The organism is Streptomyces sp. NPDC001828 (genome assembly GCF_042892175.1).
Lineage (GTDB): Bacteria > Actinomycetota > Actinomycetes > Streptomycetales > Streptomycetaceae > Streptomyces.
Window position 1 is genome coordinate 1,244,606 of sequence record NZ_JBIATV010000001.1, and the last position, 21,459, is coordinate 1,266,064.

The window sequence follows — 21,459 nt, forward strand, 5'->3', positions numbered from 1 at the left end:
CGGCAGGGAACAACCGGCCGCCGCCGACCCGGCATCGCGCTGGGACTAGCTGCTGTCGGAAGTGCCGGGCACCCGGTCTCGCCGGCAGTGCAGGAACAGATGCGGTTCCGGCTCGGCGCCGGGACGGGCCGGGGTGAACATCAGGGACTGCTCGGCCCGTACGGTCAGGCCCGCGCGGGTGACCATGGCGACGAAGTCGTCGCGGGCAAAGCTCGTCGCGCGTACGGGCTGGTCCATGAAGACGACCTCGACCCCCTCGGCGTCCACGGGCACGGTCGCCAGAGCCACCTGGCCGCCGGGCTTCACCGCACGTGCGAGCCGGGCCACGAGGTGCGCTTGCTCCTCGCGCGACATCTGCAGCAGAGCGAAGTAGACGCATACGGCGTCGAATGAAGCGTCGCTCAGCGGGACGGCACGGATGTCCGCGCACCGGAACTCGGCTCCGGGCACCTGCCGGGTGGCGAGCTCGACCATGACGGGGGAGATGTCGATGCCGAGCACATCGTGCCCCGCGGCAGTGAGCGTCTCGGCAGTGGGACGGCCCGTCCCACTGCCGACGTCGAGGACCCGGCTTCCGGGGGCAACCTCGTCGAGCAGCCACCGCAACGACGCGTGGTGTGCCTCGGAAGCGGCGAACGCCTCCTCGTAAGCGATTCCCAGCACGTCGAACAGCGCCTGAGCAGGCTGGTGCGGGCTGCGATCCTCGTCGGTCACGTCGGCTCCTCCGGTCCGTCACTCGTGCGCTGCCGTTCGCGTACATGGTCTCTGTCCTCAGTCTCTCCGTCCTCAACCCTCCAGGACAGAGACGGGGAAGCGCGGCTCTGTGCCGCTCACGCCGTGTGTGCGCTCAGGGGATCACGTGGCCGGCGGCGCTGAAGAGGCGGTACCACTCCTCGCGGGTGAGCGGAATCTCCGAGCCCGCCGCGGACTCGGCGACCCGGCCCGGATTGGTGGTGCCCAGTACCACCTGCATGTTCGCCGGATGGCGCGTGATCCAGGCGACGGCGATACCTGTCGGAGTCACTCCGTAGGCCGCCGCCAGCTCGTCGAGAACGGAGTTCAGCTCCGGGTAGTGCTCGACGTCGCCGATGAAGACCCCGTCGAAGAACCCCTTCTGGAACGGCGACCATGCCTGCAGCGTCATGCCGTGCAACCGCGAGTAGTCGAGCAGGCCGTTGTCGCGGTCGAGCGACTGGTCGAGCCCGCCCATGTTCGCCGCGATGCCCGTGGCGATCAACGGGCAGTGGGTGATGCTCAGTTGGACCTGATTGGCCACCAGTGGCCGCTGTACCGCGGTCTTCAGCAGCTCGATCTGTCCCGGTGTGTGGTTGGAGACCCCGAAGTTCACGACCTTCCCGGCCGCGTGCAGTTCCTCGAAGGCCTCGGCCACCTCCGCGGGCTCGACGAGAGTGTCCGGGCGGTGCAGCAGGAGGACGTCGAGGTAGTCGGTGCGCAGGGCCGCCAGCGACTCCTCGACGGTGCGCACGATGTGCTCCTTCGAGAAGTCGAAGAAGCCGGGCCGGATGCCGACCTTGCTCTGGATGACGATCGACTCGCGCTCGGCGGCGGACAGTTTGACGGCCTGTCCGAAGCGCTCCTCACACGCGTGGCGTGAGGGTCCGTAGATGTCGGCGTGATCGAAGGTGTTGATGCCGGCGTCCCGTGCGCTGCCGTAGAGGGTGCGGATGTCCTCGTCCTCGAGTTCGGCGATACGCATCAGGCCCAGGACGACGTTGGAGGCCCGCAGTTCGGTCTGAGGGAAGGCGATGGTCTTCATGGTGACCATCCTGTCCGAATCCTCTCGCCACCGCTCCCCGCCCCGGCCGGGAATGTCCGTGCGGCCGAAGGCAGGGGCGTCGGCGAGAGCCTTCGCGTACCCGCTCGCCCGGGTACCCGCGTCGGCCGCCACGGGCGGATCCCGCCCGTACCCGTCCCTCGTGCCTATCGCGGAGCCCCTGTGGGTAGAAATCGCGTATGGCTGACGTGGTGGACGCAGATGAACTCTTGAGGCGCATTCGCGGCGCACGCGACTGGGCGATCCAGCAGGAGGACCGGCTCCTCTCTCGGGCTGACGTTGCCTCCGAGTCGGGCGAGGCCTCCGTGAATGCCGAGACGGCGAGGGCGTTCACGGTGGTGCGATCGGTGCTCGACATGATCATCGAACCGGGCAAGCACGTCGGCGCTGACTAGATGCCGTCGCGGTCGGCGTGCGCCTGATCCAGCGGCACTGGTGCGGCGCGGCAGGAACCTGCCGTGACGCCGTCCGGTGGGGAACCGATGCCGCGTGTTCCAGGTGATGGCGGCCCATTCCGTACCCTGGACGCATGCGCATGCGTCCCACTCTGAACTGGACCCCCACCGGGGAGCTCTCGCCGGGCACCACGGATCTGGGGCCGGTCGTCGATGCGCTGAGCGCCGGCGGCGTGCTGGTACTCAGCGGGGCCGGCATCTCCACGGAGTCGGGCATCCCGGACTATCGGGGCGAGGGCGGGAGCCTGAGCCGGCACACCCCGATGACCTACCAGGACTTCACGGCCGGCGCTCAGGCCCGGCGCCGGTACTGGGCGCGCAGCCATCTCGGGTGGCGCACCTTCGGCCGCGCCCGCCCCAACGCCGGGCACCGGGCCGTGGCGGCCTTCGCGCGGCACGGCCTGCTCTCGGGTGTGATCACCCAGAACGTCGACGGCCTGCACCAGGCCGCGGGGAGCCAGGACGTCGTGGAGCTCCACGGCAGTCTGGACCGGGTCGTCTGCCTCTCCTGCGGTGCCTTCAGCCCGCGCCGCGAACTGGCGACGCGCCTGGAGGAGGCCAACGTGGGCTTCGAGCCGGTGGCAGCCGCCGTCAACCCGGACGGTGACGCCGACCTCACCGACGAGCAGGTCAAGGACTTCCGCGTGGTGCCCTGCGAGCGCTGCGGCGGCATCCTCAAGCCGGACGTGGTGTTCTTCGGCGAGACCGTGCCGCCGGAGCGGGTCGAACGTTGCCGCACGCTGGTCCGCGAGGCGTCCTCGCTGCTGGTCCTGGGTTCCTCCCTGACCGTGATGTCCGGACTCCGGTTCGTCCGCCAGGCGGCTCAGGCAGACCGGCCGGTGCTGATCGTCAACCGGGATCCGACCCGGGGCGACCAGCACGCCGTCACGCGCGTCGCGCTCCCGCTCGGAGCGGCCCTCACCACCGTCGCGGACCGCCTCGGTATCACCGTCCCCGACTAGGTCTTCTGGTCACGGGGGCCGGCCCAGGGTTCTCGCCGTTGCTCACCAGGTGGGCGTCCGCCCGTGCGCGGCGGCCGCAGGGAAGAGCCACACCTCCGCGTCCTCAGCCAGATGAACGCCGCAGGCCACGGCGGCTCAGCCTTCAACACCCCTTGCCCGCCCGGCGATGCGCGACCGCGCGGTGTCCTGTGACGCTCGCCGTGCCGTTCCCCGCTGCCCGCTCGTGACGCCGGTGGACGCGGAATGGTCTGGACCTTGACAGGTGCAGGCCATTCCGCTTGAGTCTGCCCAGATCCCACTCGACTCCTAGAAGGAGTGGTCGCGTGTCGAGACAACGGCTCATGGCTCTTCTCACCGCGCTCGCGGTCGCGGTAGGACTAGCCGTCCTCGTGCCACTGGCATCCACCGCCTCCGCCGCCGCCACCTGCGCGGGCGCCTGGAATTCCTCGTCCGTCTACACCGGTGGTACGTCGGCCTCGTACAACAGTCACAACTGGCAGGCCAAGTGGTGGACTCAGGGCGAGACGCCCGGCGCTGCCGCTGTCTGGGCCGACCAGGGGGCCTGCGGAGGGGGCTCGGGCGGCACCGGTGGAAGCTGTGACTACCCGGCTTGGGCGGCGGGCCACGCCTATGTGGCCGGTGACATCGTCAGGTACACGGACGGCAACTACTACATCGCCGAGCACGACAACCCCGGCTACGACCCCGTCATCAGCACCTGGTTCTGGGACCCGTACAACTGCGGCGGCGGCCCGACGAATCCGCCGTCCAACGGCTCCTTCGTGGTGAGCGAGGCCCAGTTCAACCAGATGTTCCCGAACCGGAACTCGTTCTACACCTACAGCGGTCTGACCGCGGCGCTCAGCGCGTACCCGGGCTTCGCGAACACCGGCAGCGACACGGTCAAGAAGCAGGAGGCCGCGGCTTTCCTCGCCAACGTCAGCCACGAGACCGGCGGCCTCGTCTACATCGTCGAGCAGAACACCGCCAACTACTCGCACTACTGCGACACGACCCAGCCCTACGGCTGCCCGGCCGGCCAGTCCGCCTACTACGGGCGTGGTCCGATCCAGCTGAGCTGGAACTTCAACTACAAGGCGGCGGGCGACGCGCTCGGCATCGACCTGCTCAACAACCCGAACCTCGTCCAGACCGACTCGGCGATCGCCTGGAAGACCGGCCTGTGGTACTGGAACACCCAGAACGGCCCCGGCACCATGACCCCGCACAACGCCATGGTCAACGGCGCCGGCTTCGGTGAGACCATCCGCAGCATCAACGGCAGCATCGAGTGCAACGGCGGCAATCCCGCCCAGGTGCAGAGCCGGATCAACGCGTATCAGAGCTTCGTGTCGATCCTCGGGGTGCCCGCGGGCAACAACCTGAGCTGCTGACCGGACCGTAAGTGTGACCGACGTGCCCCGCTCCAGGCGAGCGGGGCACGTCAAGTCCCGTGCTGGGTACGCGCATTCGGCCTCGCCGTCATCACGGGGAGAGATGGCGGCCCCTGGTAGCCCGCGCCCCTCCCCGTGATCAGGTGTGCGTGTTCACAGCTTCAGCCGGTGCACACCTCCTTGCACCGTGCCCACGTACAGCCAGCCGCCGGCGGTCGCCAGGCTGGTGGCGTTCAGGTTCTGCAGGCCGTTGGAGATGTTCTGCCAGCTGCGGCCGCCGTCGGTGGAGCGCAGGACTCCCCGGCCGCCGCGCGGCAGGGCCGCGTCCCAGTAGCTGGTGGTGGCCGCGTAGAGAGTGCCGCCGATCTGGAGCAGATCGCTGACGCGGAGCGGCAGTTGACCGGTGTCGCCGGTGCGGAAGGTGCGGCCGCCATCCGTGGAGACCTTGATCGCGTCACCGCCGGTCAGCATCGTCGGGCCCGCGAACTCGATGGTGTCGACGCGGCCGTCGGCGACCTTGGTGATGTCGTCGCCGCCGTTGTCCGATCGGTACAGCCCGTCGGGAGCACCGAGCCACAGCCGGTCGGGGTTCTTCGGGTCGCCGGCGACGGCGGTGAAGTACGTCCGGTCGTTGAGCAGGTTCTTCCAGGTGGCGCCGCCGTCCTCGGTGGAGAAGAGGCCCGTGCCCTGCAGATTGCTGTACGAGACGTACACGCGGTCGGGGTCGGCGGGGTGCACGGCCATGGCGAACACCGTGCCGTTGCTCTCGCCCTTCTCCTGCCAGGTGGCGCCCGCGTCGCCGCTGCGCTGCAGATGGAAGTCGCCCCAGGCGCCGTAGCGCACCCGCCACACGATCCGCGAGTTCTTGGCCGAGGTCTGCAGCAGCCGCGTCTCGACGCCGATCATGCCCTCGCCGCCGGTGGTCCCCCACTCCGCGCCGGCGACCGGCAGCGCCGCCCGGTGGGTGCCCTGGATGCCGGCCGCGAGCAGCTGATCGCCGCTGACGGCAAGGGAGTTGACGGTGCCGCCCTGGACACCGAGGCGGTGGTAGTCCTTGCCGTCGGCGGTGCCCCGGTAGACACCGGCGGCGTCCGTTGACACGGTCAGCGAACCGTCGGCCCAGCGGTCGAAGTCGGAGGTGGTGGAGGCCTTGTTCACGGACGGGATGGTGCTCCACCGGCGCCCGTGGTCGCGGCCGACCCTGATGTCCTTGCCGTAGCCGACGTACATGTCGCCCCCGGTGAGGGTCATACCCGAGGCGCCGTAGCCGTGGTCGTCCAGTGTGGCCCAGCTCCTGCCGCCGTCGAAGGAGCCGACGATGCCCGAGCCGATCTCGTGGATCGCCACGACCTGGCTGTCCGCGACGACGGTGACGGAGGTGCGGCCGCCGGTGGATTCGTAGACCTTGGTGGCCTTGCCGGGCCTGCCCGAGGACAAGCCGTCGCGCTTCCAGAGCGACTTGCCCGCCGAGAAGTAGAGGCTGTCGCCGCCGATCGCCACGTCGTAGACCGCGTCGACGGGGATGCCGAGCGGCTCGGTGGTCCAGGTGTCGCCGCCGTTCTTGCTGATCAAGAGGTCGGTGGCGGTGACGGCGACGAGGGTCTTGCCGGCCTCGTCGGTGAGGAAGCCGGTGAGGTACGCGTCCGGGGTGTTGAGGGTCTGCCAGGTGCGGCCGCCGTCCTCGGTGCGCAGGACCGAGCCCTTGCGGGGGATGCCGGACCTGCTGTTGGAGGCGTACCACCAGCGCTTGGCGTTCTTCGGGTCGATGGCGGTGAAGGTCCGGCCGTCGGCGTCACCCAGCGGAAGCCGGGTGTGCTGCTGCCAGGTGGCACCGTTGTCCGTGGTCGACCAGGGGCCGAGCTTGTCGTACTGGGTGAGGACGGCGGCGCCGGGCGCGCTCGGCGCGGTGGTGATGTCGCCGCTCTGCGCATTGGGTCCGACGGGCTGCCAGCGGGAACGGCGGCTGTCCTCGGGAGTGACCTCGAAGCCGTCCTGGTTGCTGGTCAGGACTTTGCCGTCGGTGGTGCGGGCGGTCGCGGCGACCAGATGGGCGCCGACTCCGCGCCCGGTGATCTGTGCCTCGTAGGCGTTCCCGGAGCGGAGCGCGGTGGTGACCGTGTAGGGCCTGCCGTGCGGCGGGGTGACGGTCAGGACGGGCGGCTTGGCGAGCGGGGCCGGGGTGATGACGACGGCGGTGGAGGTGCCGTCGCTCGGGTCGGGGCCGGCCTGGAGGAACAGCTGCCGTACGACCAGGAGGTACGGGACGCGCAGGGCGGCGCCGTGTTCCGGGGTGACGGTGACGACGCCGGTGATCTCGGCCTCGCCCGCCGGACGGTCGGCCCGCAGGGTCACGGTCGCCGTGGCGCTGCCGCCCGCCGGGACGCGCAGGGTGGCAGGGCTGACACCGGCCTTGCCGCTCGCCTTCAGCCGGACCGTGCGGGGCTTGGTGCCGGAGTTGGTGACGGTGAGCTTCCTGCTGCCGCCCACGGCGTGCGTGGCGAGGTCGGCGAGTCCGTAGGAGAGGCTCGCCGGCGTGGTGGTGATGCCGGTGTCCGCCGTGTCGGCGGCCGCGGCGACGTCGAGGCGGCCGGAGCCGACGGTGGTCGTGCCGTAGTCCCCCAGCCGCTTGGTGGAGCCCACCAGCTCGGAGGTGACCTTCTGGGGGGCCTCGCCCGGGTGCAGCTGGCGCAGCAGGGCGGCCGCGCCCGCGACGTGGGGCGCCGCCATCGACGTGCCCGACATGCGGTAATAGCCCGGCGCGTAAAGGGACTTGGGGATGGTGGAGCGGATGTCGTAGCCGGGCGCGACCAGATCCGGCTTCAGGTCCCACCGCTGGTCGGGGCCGCGTGAGGAGAACGAGGCCATCTGGTCGGTGACGTCCGTGCCGGTGATCGTCACCTCGACCCTGCCCTTGGCGAGGCGGCGGCCGAGTTCGGCGTACTGGGTGGAGTCCATGCCCAGCATGATCATGCTGTCCATGCGCAGTGAGTCGCCGGAGTCCTTGAGGGAGGTCCCCGCTACGAGCGGTACGGAGCCGTCGGGAGCGGGGGAGCGGGGCCGCTCCTGCTCCTGGGACCGCGGTGCGGCGAACACCGGGCCGCCGCTCCCGGACGGACCGCCGAACAGGGCGACCGCTCCGCGCCGCTCCGCCTCGCGCGCCATCTCGATCTCGCTCAGGTAGAGGTCCTGGGCGGACTGGGCGACCAGCATGTCGACGCGGACGGCCTTGCCCTTGACGTCCCCGGCCTTGTCCCAGTCCTCCGGGGTGCCCCGGCCGACGTCGACGAGCTGGGTGGTGACGGGCTTCACGGGCGGGTTCGCGGAGACGAGTCCCCGGTAGGCCTGGATCTTCTCGCCGCCCTTGTAGGCGGCGCCGGGTATGCGCAGACCTCTGATGGAGGCGCCCACCGCGATGACGCCGTCGGCGGCGGCCGGAGTGCTGACGGTGCCGCTGCCCGGACCTTCGTTGCCGGCGGAGGCGACGACGACAACGCCCGCCGCGACGGCGGCCGTTGCGGCCGCGCCGAGCGGGTCGGTGCCGTCGCCCGGGCCGCCGAGGCTCATGTTGATGACGTCCGCGCGGTGAGGGTTGGCCGGGTCGATCGCGGCCTCGATACCGGCCACGATGTCGGACGTGTAGCCCTCCCCGGCGTCGTCCATGACCTTGTACGCGAGGATGCTCGCGCCCGGCGCGACGCCGGTGACGCCGTCCTTCGCCGCGGCCTTGCCGGCGATGATGCCGGCGACGTGGGTGCCGTGCCCGTTGTCGTCCATGGGGTCGCTGTCGCCGTTGGCGAAGTCGTACCCGCCGACGACCTTGTGGCCCTCGCCGAAACCGCCGCCGAGGTCGGGGTGGGTGTAGTCCACACCGCTGTCGAGGACGGCGACGGTGGTGCCCTTCCCGTCGGCGCCGTTGCCCGCCGGGTCCTTGCGCTGCCACACCTGGGGAGCGTTGACCAGCGGCACGCTCGCATCGGTGAGGACGTGCATCTTGGTGTCGGGGGCCACGGATGCGACCCCGGGCACCTGCTTCAGCGCGGCGACCTCGGAGGTCTTCACGGTCACCGCGACCGCGTTGAGCACGAGGTTCAGCTTCCGTGGCGCGAGGGGGTGCAGGCCGGCGCCCCTGGCCCGGTCGAGGAACGTCTGCTGGCGGGCGGCGAGGGCGGCGCGCTCCGTGCCGACGTCGCGGGCGTCGGTGGAGCGCAGGGCGCCCCGGCCCGAGGCGGCGGCTTCCCCGGACAGCGTGACGATGACGCGCTGCTCGGGGTCCTGTCGCGGGTCCGCGCCGGCGGACTGCGGCGCCGCGGACAGCAGGCCGCCGAGGACGGCGGCCGTGAGCGCGGCGGTGAGGGTTCTTCGAGGGGTCATGCTGGACCAAGTAATCGGAATCCAGTGGTCCAGACAACGATTTGGCGTGGCCCATTGCTGCCCCTGGCACATACGGGCCAGGATCCGGTCCATGCCCCAGCTGACCGCCGCCGGAATCGACCCGTTCGACGAGAGCGTCTACCGGGCGATCCTCGTCCACCACACCGCCTCGCCGGGGGAGTTGGCCCACGAGCTGTCCTGTTCCCCCGAGCGGGCCGCCCGCGCCCTGGACCGGCTGCGCGAGAACGGCCTGGTGGGCCGGCTCTCCGGAACTCGCCGTCGCTACGCGGCAATTGAGCCCGCAGCGGCGCTGGAATCCCTCGTACGGTCCCGGACCGCCGACCTCGACGCCGTACGCGCGGCCGCCGGTGACCTCTCCCGGCTGTTCACCACGGCCCAGGACGGTGGATCCGAACAGATCGAAGTCATCAGCGGCGGCGAGGCGTTGGGCCGCTGGTTCGTCCAACTCCAACAGGAGGCCCACGAGGAGGTCATCACCCTCGACCGTCCGCCGTACGCCCTCACCACGTCCAACCCGATCGAGTCGACCGCGCTCACCCGGGGCGTCCGCTACCGCGCGGTGTACGCCCCCGAGGCCCTTGAGTGGCCCGGAGTCCTGGCCGACATCCGCGATCTGGTGGCCCACGGTGAGCAGGCCCGCGTCCTGTCGGGGCTGCGCGTCAAACTGGCCGTCGCCGACCGGCGCCTGGCCCTGATGCCGCTCTCCCTCGACTTCACGACGGACGTACGGGCCGCCGTCATCCGCCCCTCCGCCCTTCTGGACGCCCTGATCGACTACTGGGAACTGTGCTGGCGCACGGCCACCCCACTGGACGCCCCGGCCGACGACCCGCTCAGCGAGGAGGACCGCCAGATGCTCACCCTGCTCGTCAGCGGCCTCAAGGACGACGCGATAGCACGGCAGTTGGGCTGGTCGGTACGGACGATGCGGCGCCGCATCAGCCGCCTCCACGAGGAGCTGAACGCCGCCAACCGCTTCCAGGCGGGAGTGATCGCGGCCCGGCGGGGCTGGATATGAAGTGCGGCCCGGCGGCCCCCGGGTCTGGTGACGGAGGGGGCCGCCGGGCCCATTCGACCGGTCAGGCGCAGCGGCCGGTGGGCCGGGTGCGCGTCACCACCTGACTGATGCCGGTGGTCGCGTCGATCCACACCACCTGGCCGCCGGCCGCCGCCGCGGCCGAGAGCTGATCACCTCGGTTGCACGAGACCCGGCCCTTGCGCGCGCCGTCGTCCGAGGGCGCCGCGCCCGCCGAGAACTGCCACAGCTTGGCGAGCGACTCGTTGCGGTACTCGGGGTCGTACGTCCGCGCTCCCACCGTCACCGCGTCCTCGGAGGCCGTGAGGTCGTACGCGTTCAGCGAGTCCCGGCCGCCCTCCGGGCTGAGGTCGACCGCGCCGGAGCCGTCGAACCCGGCCCGGCGCAACGCCGTGGTGCCGTCGCCGTCGGTCTCGTCCGTGAGCCAGTACACGTGGGTGCCGTTGACCGCCGTCGGGCCGAGGCTCGCTCCGGCGGGCGCCTGCTGGACCACCGTGTCGGTACCGGCCGCGACGTCGACGACACGGGTCGTGTACTGGTACGTGACGGGTGTGCCGCGTACCCGTTGCATGTCCTGGTAGACGACCTTGCCGTGGCTCACGGACGGGAAGTACGTCCGGTGGTAGGTGCCCCCACCGAGCTGGACCACGTTCGCCGGGTCCTTCAGACTCAGGTAGGCGATGCCGGGCCGGCCGCCGTAGTTGTAGTAGGGGAACGCCACGGTGTCGCCGTCCACGGCCGTCGAGGCGCCCACGCTCCGGCTCGTGTGCCACAGGGTGCGGACCGGGCCGCCCGCGAGCGGCCGGGCCAGGATGTCCACGCCGTTCGCCCCGTACGCCTGCCACACCACGGTCTTTCCGTCAGTGCCCGGATTCACGTGGTAGCGCCCGTCGTTGGGGCTCATCAGCTTCAACTGCCCCTTGCCGTCGGCCCGCCCGGCCCACACCGAGTACGCCTCCGAGCCCGACTCGTCGGACTTGGACGCCGTCCACCAGCCGCCGCCCGCGCCAACCCGCGAGTTGGTCGTGTTGACCCGGTCGAGGAGCTGGTCGGAGTCCACGCCCAGGGCGAGTTCCCAGCCCGGCGTGATGCCATGGGCGTTGAAAGCACGCTGTACGGCCTTGAGGCCGCTCGCGGGAACCTTGAGGTCCTTCGCCGCCGCGAGCACGGCGGCGCGGCCCTGCGTGAAGCCGTCGATCGGGGTGAGGTACTCGGTGAGCGCCTTGTACACCACGTGGTCGGCGACGCTCGCGCCGAGGTCCTGCCGGATGTTCCACAACGCACCGGAGAAGATGGTCGAGTTGAGGTGGACACCGCCGTTGTCGGTGCCGAAGCCCACGCCGAGGAACGACTTGGCGGTGGCCCGCCCGTCGTTGAGGTCACGCAGGGCGCAGGCGCGCGGCGCCTTCGTCCGGCAGAGCCGTTCGCCGAGGAGGCCCGAGTCGGGGCTGTCGGTGGGGGTGCCGTACGCGTCGTTCTCGATGGCGTTGCCGAAGTAGTCGGCGATGGCCTCGTTCATCGCGCCGGACTGGCCCGCGTAGACGAGACCCGCGGAGTTCTCGATGACGCCGTGGGTCATCTCGTGGCCGACCACGTCGAGCCCCGCCGACAGGGGCCGGTACTCGGCGTCACCGGTGCCGTACACCATCTTCTGGCCGTCCCAGAAGGCGTTGACGTACGGCTGCCCGTAGTCGGTCACGCCCACCAGGGAGTTGACGGTCATGCCGCGCCCGTCCAGGCTGTCGCGGCCGTAGTTGTTCTTGAAGTAGTCGTGCACCTGGCCGGCGGCCCAGTGTGCGTCCACCGCGCCGGATTCGGTGGCCTCGGCGCCGAAGGCCGGGGTCGCGGAGGACACCTCCAGGATGTCCTCCGGCCAGGTGCCGACGAGGTCACTCGCCCACTTGCCGCGCGCGTCCCAGGTCGCGAGCACGTTGTCACCCTGGATCCGTGAACGGTCGCGCAGGACATAGGCGTTGCGCGCCTCGTCACGGTCCACCTGGAGCTCGACGGGCTTTCCGTCGAGCCGGACACCGGAGCCCGGGACACCGGAAGCGGTGGCGGAAGCTAGGTGTGGTGCGGGGCTCTTGCCCGCCGCCGTGGCGGGTGCGCCGAACGTCTGGATCCCGCTGTACTGAAGGACCGGAAATCCGGCCTGCGCGTCGACGTACACCTCGCGCGACACCGGCTCGGCGCTCGCCGGGTCCTTGCCCCGTACGGTGATGTGCCGGGCGAGCACCCCGTTCCCGGCCGGCAGGACGACCAGCCCGCGTGCGGTGCCGGTGAGCTGCGGCTCGTCCTCGGCCACGGCCTGGCGCGGGGTGAACTTCCGCGCGTGCAGCTCCGTGAGGACCGCGTCGACCGCCCGCTCGACGGCCAGTTCGTCACTGATGCCGGGCGTCGTGCCGGTCCGCAGCCCGGTGAAGTACTGACCCGAGGTGCCGGTGACGACCCGTCGTCCGTCCTTCTTCTCCATGCGGACGAGGTACTGGCCGCCGAGCACCGGCACGCCCTGGTGCTTCTGCTGGAAGCGCACCGTCTCCTGGCCGCCCCCGCCGGTGACGGTGCCCACCGGGTCCAAGTCCCGCTCCGGGGAAGCGATTCCGTAACGGCCCTGCTTTCCCGCGAGGTAGGCGCGGGCCGCCTCGGGCGCGCTTCCCGTGGCCGGGGCCTGCTCTCGGATGCCCCGCACCATTCCGGGTGTCGCCGTGTGCTGCCCCGGGGCCACCTCTGCGGGGCCGGGCGGCGCAGCGCCCTGGGCCGCGGTGGCCGGAGCCACCGAGACGACGAGTGCGGCGACGCTGAACAGCGCCGCCGCACTCGCTCTTCGAGATGTTCCGCTCTTCTGTGCCCTCGATATGACCGAGAGCGCTCTTAACCGCCGCATCCTCTCCCCAACCCCCTGGCACGTCCTGCCGGCGGCACAGCGCCGCCGGGCTGTGCTCATGGAACCGGCGATGCGCCGAGGCATCAACGGGGCAGGGGCCGCACGGACGACTTCCGGCCGTGCGGCACACCAAGACTGCGGGCCCCGGTCACTCGTGCGGCAGCACTTCCTGGCCGATGGCGTGATCACGTGGCGCAGGGGTGCACCCGCACCCTTCTCCTCGTGCCCGGTCGAGGTGGGCCAGGTAGCGGTCCGGGTCCGGTCCGTGGGCTCGGTCCTGAGCTCCGTGGCGGATGTGGGTGAGGCTTCCGTCGGGCGCGATCCGCAGCATGGTGGTGGCGGCATGAGGGGTGCCGGTGCTGCGCAGTTCGTCGGCGTCGGCGACGGGGATGTCGGGTCCGAACATCGCTGTGGCGTGGGCGGCTGTGGGCGCGGGGGACTGTCCCGTGCGATTGGCGCTGCTGACGTACAGGCGTGGGAAGCGCGCCAGCAGGCGGGCCAGGGGCGGCCAGTGGGCGCCGAAGAGCAGGAGGTGGCCGTCGCGAAGGGCGGGGGCTGCCCAGGCGGGTGGCGCGGTGTCGGCACGTACGGGCACGAGCAGTGTCACCAGTTCGACCCGCAGCAGGACCAGCGCCGTCGCCAGGGCGGCCGGCGCCAGATCGAGTGCGGAGGTGAGCTCCGCCCATGTGGTGTCGCTGTGCACCCACAGCGCCACCTCCTGACCGGCGGGCCGGGCCTTGGCGTTGTTGACGGCCTGCGGGTCGGTGGCCGCGACGACGTACGTCAGCGGGCTGGGGTTGGGCAGGACGGCGGCCCGTCCGGTGGCCAGGGCGTCGGCTGCGGTGCCGAGGTCGAGCGGGGCGATGGCCGGCATGGGATTTCGTCCGTTCAGGAGGCAGGTGCGGATGCGGGGTGGGGTGCGGGTACGGAGGCGGGGGTGCCGGCGGTGAGGCCTTCGAGGTAGGTGGCGAAGTCGGTGTCCGCGACGACGGCCTGGCCGAGCCGGTAGGCGCGGTCCTTGACCCAGGCCAGGGCGGTGCCGGTGTGGTCCGGGTGCAGGTCGTACCCGAGGCGCAGGGCGACGGCCCGCAGCACACGCCGGCTGGCCAGGTGGGTCAGGACCACGGTCGGCGGCAGGCCCAGATGGTGCTCTGGATCGAAGGGCTGGAAGGTCTGGGGATGGGTGAAGGGGGTGCCGGTGGAGATCGTGGCGACCCCGGTGCCCACGATGGGCGTCGTGACGGTGAGCGGTACACCGGTCTCGGCGGACACCATCCGCGCGATCCCCGGCAGCCGGGCCAGGTCGGGCGTCGTCCACCACGGGGTGCAGCCGGGCCCGAGCACCTGTGCCGCCTTGGCCGGGTCGTGAGCGAGCAGGAAGAGCAGCTGCTCGGTGGCCACCATCCCGCTGCGCTCGGCCATGCCGAGCCACGAACAGGCGGCGACCCGCACTCCGGACTCCAACGCGGCCAGGGTGTTCGCCAGTCCCAGACCAAGGTCGTTGTGCAGATGCGAGACCAGGACCGACTCTGCGCCCGCACCCTCCGCGACCTGCTGGAACAGCTTCCGAGTCTGCCCGGGCAGCAGGTCTCCCACCGTGTCGGCAAGCACGATCGTGCCCGCGCCCTCGGCAGTCAGGGCCCCGGTGTATTCGGCCACCAGAGCGTGGTCCGCGCGCGGTGCGTCCACCAGGCACACGTCGACCGCGATGCCGTCCGCCAGGTGCACCGCCTCCTTGACCACGTCGAGACCCCCGGCAAGTGCGTCGCGAGCCCCGGTGTGGACCAACGCGCGGGCCGTCGCCTCCGACGCCGCGACGATGACCATCACGCGCGCGTGCGCGGCCCCGCGCACCGCGCTCAGGGCCAACCGCACGTCCTGCGCCGTGCCCCGGCAGATCGCCGACGGACTCACCGACTCCTGTGCTTCCAGGGCTACTTGACGGGTGGCCTCGAACTCCTGGGCACACACTGAGGGGAAGCCCGCCGCGAACACCACGTGTCGCGGCCCGTCCACGCCGAACACCGCCCCCTGTTCCCGTGCCAGGCGCACACGGAAATCGGCGGTCATCAACGTCTTGGCCTGCGCACCGTCCCGCGCCGACTCCTCGAAGAACACCATGCGCCCGGCCCGCGCCGATTCCCGCACCACGTCCGCAGCCGCCACGGCTCAACTCCCGTCTCGAGTACGGCGATCGCAGCCTGTACGGGTGCGATCCCGATCGAGCGGATCGTATGTGAGGACGGGAACGATCACGGCGACAACATCATTAAGGGGCCGCCGAGTTGGAGCACTGTGGTAGGCGGTGAGCCGGCTGTGTCGGCGCCCCGGCCCGGAACCGTCTACTGCCGGTACCCGCTGAGGAACCTTCCGATCCGGCTGATCGCGGTGTCCAGGTCGTCGGCGTGGGGGAGGGTCAGGATCCGGAAGTGGTCGGGGCGGGGCCAGTTGAAGCCGGTGCCCTGCACGACCTGGATCTTCTCCTGGAGCAGCAGGTCGAGCACGAACTTCTCGTCGTCGTGAATGGGGTGCACCTTGGGGTCGATGCGGGGGAACGCGTACAGGGCGCCCTTCGGCTTGACGCACGATACGCCGGGGATCTCGTTGAGCTTCTCCCAGGCGCGGTCGCGCTGTTCGAGGAGGCGGCCGCCCGGTGCGGTCAGTTCCTTGATGGACTGACGTCCGCCTAGCGCGGCCTGGATGGCGTACTGCGCCGGGGCGTTGGCGCACAGCCGCATGGAGGCGAGCATGGTCAGCCCCTCCAGGTAGCTCTTCGCGTGCTGCTTCGGGCCGGTCACCACGAGCCAGCCGGAACGGAACCCCGCCACCCGGTACGTCTTCGACAACCCGCAGAAGGTCAGCACGACCAGGTCGGGAGCGAGGGACGCGGCGCAGTGGTGCACGGCGTCGTCGTACAGGATCTGGTCGTAGATCTCGTCCGCGAAGACCATCAGCTGGTGGCGGCGCGCGAGGTCGAGGATGCCTTCGACGACCTCCTTCGGATAGACCGCGCCCGTCGGGTTGTTGGGGTTGATGATGACCACGGCCCTGGTGCGGTCCGTGATCTTGGCAGCCATGTCGTCGAGGTCCGGGTACCAGTCGGCCGACTCGTCGCACACGTAGTGCACGGCCTTGCCGCCCGCGAGGGTGGTGACGGCGGTCCAGAGCGGGAAGTCGGGGGCGGGAATGAGCACTTCGTCGCCGTCTTCCAGGAGTGCCTGCACGGCCATGGAGACCAGCTCGGAGACTCCGTTGCCGAGGAAGACGTCGTCCACCGTGACCTCGCTCAGACCGAGCGCCTGGTAGCGCTGGGCCACCGCGCGACGGGCGGAGAGCACCCCGCGCGAGTCGGTGTAGCCGTGGGCCCGCGGCAGCATCCGGATCATGTCCTGGACGATTTCCTCGGGTGCCTCGAAGCCGAACAGCGCCGGATTTCCGGTGTTGAGGCGCAGCACGCTGTGGCCCGCCTCCTCAAGGGCGTTGGCCTGCTCGATCACCGGCCCGCGGATCTCGTAACAGACCTCGTTGAGCTTGCTCGACTGCCGGAACTCCATGGCGCGCCCTCCCTGGTTCTTCAAGAGCCCCAGACCGCCCGGGCCCCACTGGTCTCGCTCGTACCGCGACTGCCTCACTTGGTTTTACCAAGTAGGAGCTTGGAATGTCCAACAACTTGTCTAGACTGCGACGCATGTCGTCACGTCAGCAACGCCGCCGAAGCTACGACCAGTACTGCGCGTCCGCCCGCGCCCTGGACGCGGTCGGGGACCGCTGGACCCTGCTGATCGTCCGGGAACTCCTTGGCGGACCGCGCCGCTACACCGACTTGCACGCCGACCTGCCCGGCGTCTCCACGGACGTGCTGGCCGCTCGGCTCAAGGACATGGAGGCGCAGGGTCTCGCGACGCGGCGCAAGCTCCCGCCGCCGGCGGCGGCGACGGTCTACGAACTCACCCCGCGAGGCGCGGGCTTGCTGCCCGTCCTGACGGCACTCACCGAATGGGGCGCCCCCGACCTCGCCGAGCGCCGGCCCACCGACGCGGTACGGGCCCACTGGTTCGCTCTGCCGCTCCTGTGCCGCCTCCCGGTTCCGGAGGCTCCGACGGTCGTCGAAGTGGTCCTGGACGAGGGCGTGTTCCACCTGCGCCTGGGCGGTGGCGGCCCGGCGTACGGAGACGGGCCCGCCGAGGAACCGGACGCGCGCCTCGTGCTCGACTCGGACACCTGCCGCGAGCTCGGCGAGGGAGCGTTCGGCGTCGAACAAGGCATCACGGCGGGCCGGATCAAGATCTCGGGCGACGGTCCGTTCGCCGCCGCGCTGCGCGGCGACCGATGACGGCGTACGCCAAGCCGTGCCGACCGGTCGAAAGGGCCGGCCCGCCACAGGCGGACCGGCCCCAACGCACCAAGTTCTGCTAGGAGTTGGCGTACATCGACTTGACCTGAGCCGCAGTGAGGGCGACCGGGAAGGTGCGGACGTCGGAGACCGCGCCCGTCAGTTGGTCGTAGGGACTGGTGCTGCCGACCGTGATGTTGCCCCCGATGGTCAGCGGTCCCGACGCGTTGTAGACGGGGGTCGCGTTGCGGTCGGCCGTGCCGGTGGGCATGCCGTTGACGTACAGGGACATCACCTCGGTGTCGGCGTCGTACACGCCGGTCAGATGGGTCCAGGTACCGGCTGCCGGCGCGGGGCCGCCGAGTGCCACCGGATAGGTGGTGGTGGCGGCCTCGGTGGTCGTGGTCATGAACTGCCAGGACTTCTTGGGCCCGTTGTACCCCAGATAGAAGGCCTGGTGAGTGGCGGTTCCCTGGCTCACCGCGGCCTGGGTGGCCGTCAGCGAGTCGAGCTTGACCCACGCCGAGACGGTATAGCTCTTGCTGGTGTCCAGGGCGTGCGCCGCGGCCTTGAGGTAGCTGCCGTTCCCGGTGAAGGTGGCCGCGCCCGGCGAGATTCCGGTGTGGTCGGCGGACCAGCCGACCGCGCCGACGGCCGTGGCCGCGTTGAGGCCGGCCGTGTCCGCCCCGTTGCCGTTGAGCCGCCACTGGTCGGGGGCGCCCGCCGTGGTTCCGCTGTTGACGGGGGACAGGAAGTAGTCGACGGCCGTGCCCGAGGTGCCGTCGGGGGTGTGGCCCGCCCACGTGTTCACAACGCCTCCCTTGGTGACGCACCACAGGTCGGCGACGCCGTCCCCGGTGAGGTCGCCGTCGGAGCCGATCACCGGGTCGTCGGTGGCCGAGAGGTTGCCCAGCTTGGGCCCGGTCACGATGCCGGTCAGCGTGGGCACGGTCTCCGGGGGCGTGGTCGTGCTGCCGGGGGCCGGGGTGGTGCCGGTGGTGAAGGTGTACGCGGTGATGTCACCGGTGGTGCGGTTGCGGGCCCACAGACCAGGGTGGCCCGAGTGGTTCCAGTCGCCCGGAGCGATCGGCTCCAGATCCTTCCAGCCGGTCGCGGCAAGCCGCACCGGTGAGCCCAGCCGGCCGTCGGAGACCGTGGGGTAGAACCACAGCGCGGAGTCGCCGGAGGTGGTCGACTCCTCGGTCAGCAGCCCCGTGCGGTCGCGGAAGGTGCCCGCGTCCAGGGCGGTGGTCGAAACGTCGCCGAGCGCGGCGATGCGGGTGGTGGTCGACCAGTCGGCGGCGTATCCGCTGCAGTAGCCGCCCGAGCCGTCGTCCTTGCAGGCCGGCTTCGTCAGTACGGAACGCTTGTCGAAGCGGCCGTCCGTGCCGGTGTTGCCCGGGTTGTAGTAGAAGTACAGCTGTGCCGCGCCGTCCTTGTGGACGATCAGGTCGTCGACGTTGAGACCGCCGCGCAGACTGCCCCGGTGGGTGATGCGGTAGCCCGCCCAGCTGTCGCCGTCCGGCGTGTTCGCGACGCGCGCGGCCAGCGAGGCGGCGGGGCTGGTTGCCTGGGTGTTGCCCGGCACGGTGTGGGCGTACAGGTTCCCGTCGTCGCCCGGCGTGACGATGTCGGCGGAGCCGTCACCCGTGGTGTCGCCGAACACCGGGGCCGGGCCGTTCGGGTTCCACGGCACGTAGAAGGCGTACGTCGCCAGTTGCGAGAGGTTTCCCGCGTTGTCCTTGGCCTGGATGTACAGGATGTTGGTGCCCCAGTGCTGCGGGAACGCGGCCAGGAAGTCCTTGGGCAGTGCGCTGCCGCACTGCCAGGCGGCGGTGGTCAGTGTGGGATCGAACCCCCAGCGCAGACAGGCCAGTTGGGAGGCGAGGCCGACCGCAGGGGCGGGGTCGGATGCCGTGAAGGGCACCCAGCCGCCCTTGCCCGCGTAGATGTTGGCCGTCTGCCCGTTGCCCGCCGGAGGGAAGACCGTGTTGAGGTTGCCCACCTGGTAGTCCGGCGCGGCGGGAGTGCTGACCGTCGGCGCGGTCAGGTCGACCCGGAAGTGACAGGGCTTGGTGGAGTCGGAGGCGAGCAGGCCGTCACTGGCCGACACGTCCCAGGCGTAGGCGTGCCCGTCGGTGAAGTCGGACTTGGGCACCGTGAAGGAGACCTGGCTGCCCGACGACACATATCCGCCGCCGTTGCTGTAGCCGGTCCCGTGGTCGGTGTCGGGAAGCCCGCTGACCGAGTCGTCCCAGGTCTCGAAGTAGCCGCGGACCGGCTGGCGCGGAGTGGTCGGGCTGGACACGGTGGCCTTGAGCTGGAGACCGGAGGTCAGGCCGGGGGTGCCGACGAACGCCCTGTCGGTGGGGTTGTTCGTCGCCTCGCACGGCTGGGTGGTGTCGGCGGAGGCGTAGCCAGGAACCGGTGAACTCGTCATCCCCGAGGGAAGGTTGGGCGTGTGGTCGTAGGTGACCGCGAGGCTCGCCTTGTTGGAAAGGCGCTTGAGCCCGTTGGCGTCGCCCTCGTCGCCGTACAGGCCGAAGGTGATCGTCTTCCAGTTGCCGTCGGCCGCGCTCTGCACCTGCGACTTGACGTTGTACGCGAACGCGACGTCGCCGCCGCAACCTGACGAGCCCGTACCGCCCACCTGGTCGGTGAGGCCGGTGGAGGTGTCCGAGGGGTGGCTGTTCCAGTCGGTGCCGGATCCGATGGTGTCCTTGGAGTAGTACAGCCGGATGCCGTACTTGTTGGTGCAGCTCCAGTCCGCCGAGTACGTCTGGGTGACGTGCAGCTCGGCGCTGCCGACGACGTCGTTGTTGTCGCCCAGGGCCGCGATGTTGAACTGGTAGTAGGTGCGCTCCTTGTCGGCCGGGCTGCAACTGCCGCCGCCCGGATAGGTGCCGCACACGCCGACGCCGGGCTGCTGGGAGTGCGAGGAACCGAAGACGCCGTAGTTGCTGCTGCCGGTGTGGGCGGACTGGATCCACGTCCACGCCGGGTCGCCCGGGCTCCAGGGGATGTACGACGGGTCGATGTACACGGGGTAGTGGGTGGCGCTGCCGTGCAGGATGCCGGCATCCGGCGTGATGTCGACGCTGCCCGACGACACGGCGGTCGCCATGGTGGCGGACTGGGCGCCCGGACCGGGTCCGTCGGCGGTGCTGGCGTCCGTGGGGGAGCCCTGGCCCCCTGCGGGAATCGCCGCTCCCGCCGCGCTCATCGGACTCTGCGCGCTCTTCGCGGTCTTGGCGGTCTTGGCGGATGCGGCGGGCGCGGTGGTGGGTGGCGTCGTGCTGGAATCCCACATCTGCGGCGCCGGGGCCGTGAACTGCGTGCGGCCCGTCGCGGTGTCGACGGCTTGCAGGGCGCCCTGGGCGTCGGAACCCAGAGTGAGGCCGGGACCCGACGTGGCCAGGTGGAGGGTGGCGAGCGCGGGAAGGGCCGCGGCGGCGGCGGTCTTGACCACCAACACCTCACGGATACCGCCGAGTTCGGTGGCCGTTACCGTCAGGTCGACGTCCGGCAGCACATTCGGGTAGGTGGCGGTGTCGCCGGCCACCGTCGGCTTCGGCAGGGGGAACGGCATGGTGACGGCGAGGCTCTTGCCCGCCGCGCTGGTGAGCGTGGCCAGGGGGCCGCTGCCGCCGCCGGACAGGGTGAGGTGGTTGACGGCGGTCCTCGGGGCGAGGGTGCCATCGGCCTGTGCGCCGAGCGTCGCGTCCACGGCGGCCCATGTGCCGTCGACCTTCGCCCGGGTGGGTACCGGCGTCGAGGTCTCGGTGAGGCTGCCGTCGGGGTTGGCGACGGTCTGCGCATACGGCGTGGTCAGGGCATCGATCACGACCGGATGCCCGCTCGCGGCGGCCTGCGCCTTCGCTGTGAGGCCGGCCCGTTCGTCGGGCGGGAGCTGCTGGATGTGCTGGGCGTCGCCGCCGGCCGGCTCCGGCGGGCCGGCCGCCACGGCGGGCGACGGCAGTGCGACCACCGTGGCGGCCAGTGCAGCCGTGATGAGTCCGACCGCCGCGCGCTGCCGCGGTCTGCGTCGTCGTGGGTCGTGCGAGTAGGCGCTGATACCCCCCATGAGGGCCCCTCCCGGGTCTGGCGCGCCGCTGCGCGCCGATGGAGGGGGCACAGTAGCGGGGCTGAAGCCACCCAGGTCAAGCGGGGATGACGGTTATGTCCGCAGTCGTGATGGTGCGTCAACT

The 21,459-nt window shown here is 70.9% G+C and carries 13 protein-coding genes; 5 read left to right on the forward strand and 8 right to left on the reverse strand.

Going from position 1 to position 21,459, the window contains the following annotated elements; genetic code table 11:
- Nucleotides 1-45: 45 nt before the first annotated feature.
- Nucleotides 46-714: a class I SAM-dependent methyltransferase gene (locus ACFYZA_RS05865; RefSeq protein ID WP_388487565.1), complete on the reverse strand. Its 669-nt coding sequence runs from the start codon at nucleotides 712-714 to the stop codon at nucleotides 46-48.
- Between the two features lie 133 nt (nucleotides 715-847).
- Nucleotides 848-1,777, reverse strand: coding sequence for an aldo/keto reductase family oxidoreductase (locus ACFYZA_RS05870; RefSeq protein ID WP_388487567.1), 930 nt, complete (start codon nucleotides 1,775-1,777; stop codon nucleotides 848-850).
- 197 nt (nucleotides 1,778-1,974) lie between these two features.
- Between ACFYZA_RS05870 and ACFYZA_RS05875 the strand changes: the two genes are divergently transcribed.
- The 3 genes from ACFYZA_RS05875 to ACFYZA_RS05885 all read left to right on the forward strand — a co-directional run bounded on the left by ACFYZA_RS05875 (nucleotide 1,975) and on the right by ACFYZA_RS05885 (nucleotide 4,606).
- On the forward strand, nucleotides 1,975-2,190 hold the full coding sequence (locus ACFYZA_RS05875; RefSeq protein ID WP_382589375.1) for a hypothetical protein: 216 nt from the start codon (nucleotides 1,975-1,977) through the stop codon (nucleotides 2,188-2,190).
- A gap of 134 nt (nucleotides 2,191-2,324) precedes the next feature.
- Nucleotides 2,325-3,212, forward strand: coding sequence for an NAD-dependent protein deacetylase (locus ACFYZA_RS05880; RefSeq protein WP_388487570.1), 888 nt, complete (start codon nucleotides 2,325-2,327; stop codon nucleotides 3,210-3,212).
- 341 nt (nucleotides 3,213-3,553) lie between these two features.
- Entirely contained in the window at nucleotides 3,554-4,606 is a 1,053-nt protein-coding gene (locus ACFYZA_RS05885) for a glycoside hydrolase family 19 protein (RefSeq protein WP_388487572.1), read from the forward strand.
- 153 nt (nucleotides 4,607-4,759) lie between these two features.
- Here ACFYZA_RS05885 and ACFYZA_RS05890 read toward each other — a convergent pair whose 3' ends face one another.
- Entirely contained in the window at nucleotides 4,760-8,977 is a 4,218-nt protein-coding gene (locus tag ACFYZA_RS05890; RefSeq protein WP_388487573.1) for a S8 family serine peptidase, read from the reverse strand.
- 91 nt (nucleotides 8,978-9,068) lie between these two features.
- Here ACFYZA_RS05890 and ACFYZA_RS05895 point away from each other — a divergent pair, with 91 nt between their 5' ends.
- The gene (locus ACFYZA_RS05895) at nucleotides 9,069-10,016 is read left to right on the forward strand and encodes a helix-turn-helix domain-containing protein (protein WP_388487575.1); all 948 of its coding nucleotides are present in this window, start codon (nucleotides 9,069-9,071) and stop codon (nucleotides 10,014-10,016) included.
- A 61-nt stretch (nucleotides 10,017-10,077) separates the two neighbouring features.
- Here ACFYZA_RS05895 and ACFYZA_RS05900 read toward each other — a convergent pair whose 3' ends face one another.
- The 4 genes from ACFYZA_RS05900 to ACFYZA_RS05915 form a co-directional block, all read right to left on the reverse strand.
- Nucleotides 10,078-12,918 (reverse strand): M4 family metallopeptidase, encoded by a 2,841-nt coding sequence (locus tag ACFYZA_RS05900; RefSeq protein WP_388487578.1) that lies wholly within the window; start codon nucleotides 12,916-12,918, stop codon nucleotides 10,078-10,080.
- Nucleotides 12,919-13,066: 148 nt separating this feature from the next.
- Nucleotides 13,067-13,792 carry a hypothetical protein gene (locus ACFYZA_RS05905; RefSeq protein WP_388487580.1) on the reverse strand — a complete coding sequence of 242 codons (726 nt, stop codon included), beginning with the start codon at nucleotides 13,790-13,792 and terminating at the stop codon, nucleotides 13,067-13,069.
- 14 nt (nucleotides 13,793-13,806) lie between these two features.
- Nucleotides 13,807-15,084: a 2-isopropylmalate synthase gene (locus ACFYZA_RS05910; RefSeq protein ID WP_388487582.1), complete on the reverse strand. Its 1,278-nt coding sequence runs from the start codon at nucleotides 15,082-15,084 to the stop codon at nucleotides 13,807-13,809.
- Nucleotides 15,085-15,260: 176 nt separating this feature from the next.
- Complete coding sequence (locus tag ACFYZA_RS05915) at nucleotides 15,261-16,472, reverse strand: pyridoxal phosphate-dependent aminotransferase (protein ID WP_388487583.1); 1,212 nt, start codon at nucleotides 16,470-16,472, stop codon at nucleotides 15,261-15,263.
- Nucleotides 16,473-16,588: 116 nt separating this feature from the next.
- On the opposite strand from ACFYZA_RS05915, the gene ACFYZA_RS05920 reads away from it, so the two are divergent.
- On the forward strand, nucleotides 16,589-17,251 hold the full coding sequence (locus ACFYZA_RS05920) for a winged helix-turn-helix transcriptional regulator (RefSeq protein ID WP_382589400.1): 663 nt from the start codon (nucleotides 16,589-16,591) through the stop codon (nucleotides 17,249-17,251).
- A 79-nt stretch (nucleotides 17,252-17,330) separates the two neighbouring features.
- Here ACFYZA_RS05920 and ACFYZA_RS05925 read toward each other — a convergent pair whose 3' ends face one another.
- Nucleotides 17,331-21,335: a LamG domain-containing protein gene (locus ACFYZA_RS05925; protein WP_388487586.1), complete on the reverse strand. Its 4,005-nt coding sequence runs from the start codon at nucleotides 21,333-21,335 to the stop codon at nucleotides 17,331-17,333.
- Between the last annotated feature and the right edge of the window lie 124 nt (nucleotides 21,336-21,459).

Excerpts from the sequence above, each read along its gene's own strand:
- ACFYZA_RS05880 (WP_388487570.1), top strand. The coding sequence starts at position 2,325 with ATGCGCATGCGTCCCACTCTGAACTGGACCCCCACCGGGGAGCTCTCG.
- ACFYZA_RS05885 (WP_388487572.1), top strand. The coding sequence starts at position 3,554 with ATGGCTCTTCTCACCGCGCTCGCGGTCGCGGTAGGACTAGCCGTCCTC.
- ACFYZA_RS05870 (WP_388487567.1), bottom strand. The coding sequence starts at position 1,777 with ATGAAGACCATCGCCTTCCCTCAGACCGAACTGCGGGCCTCCAACGTC.
- ACFYZA_RS05915 (WP_388487583.1), bottom strand. The coding sequence starts at position 16,472 with ATGGAGTTCCGGCAGTCGAGCAAGCTCAACGAGGTCTGTTACGAGATC.
- ACFYZA_RS05890 (WP_388487573.1), bottom strand. The coding sequence starts at position 8,977 with ATGACCCCTCGAAGAACCCTCACCGCCGCGCTCACGGCCGCCGTCCTC.
- ACFYZA_RS05905 (WP_388487580.1), bottom strand. The coding sequence starts at position 13,792 with ATGCCGGCCATCGCCCCGCTCGACCTCGGCACCGCAGCCGACGCCCTG.
- ACFYZA_RS05895 (WP_388487575.1), top strand. The coding sequence starts at position 9,069 with ATGCCCCAGCTGACCGCCGCCGGAATCGACCCGTTCGACGAGAGCGTC.
- ACFYZA_RS05875 (WP_382589375.1), top strand. The coding sequence starts at position 1,975 with ATGGCTGACGTGGTGGACGCAGATGAACTCTTGAGGCGCATTCGCGGC.
- ACFYZA_RS05925 (WP_388487586.1), bottom strand. The coding sequence starts at position 21,335 with ATGGGGGGTATCAGCGCCTACTCGCACGACCCACGACGACGCAGACCG.
- ACFYZA_RS05900 (WP_388487578.1), bottom strand. The coding sequence starts at position 12,918 with ATGCGGCGGTTAAGAGCGCTCTCGGTCATATCGAGGGCACAGAAGAGC.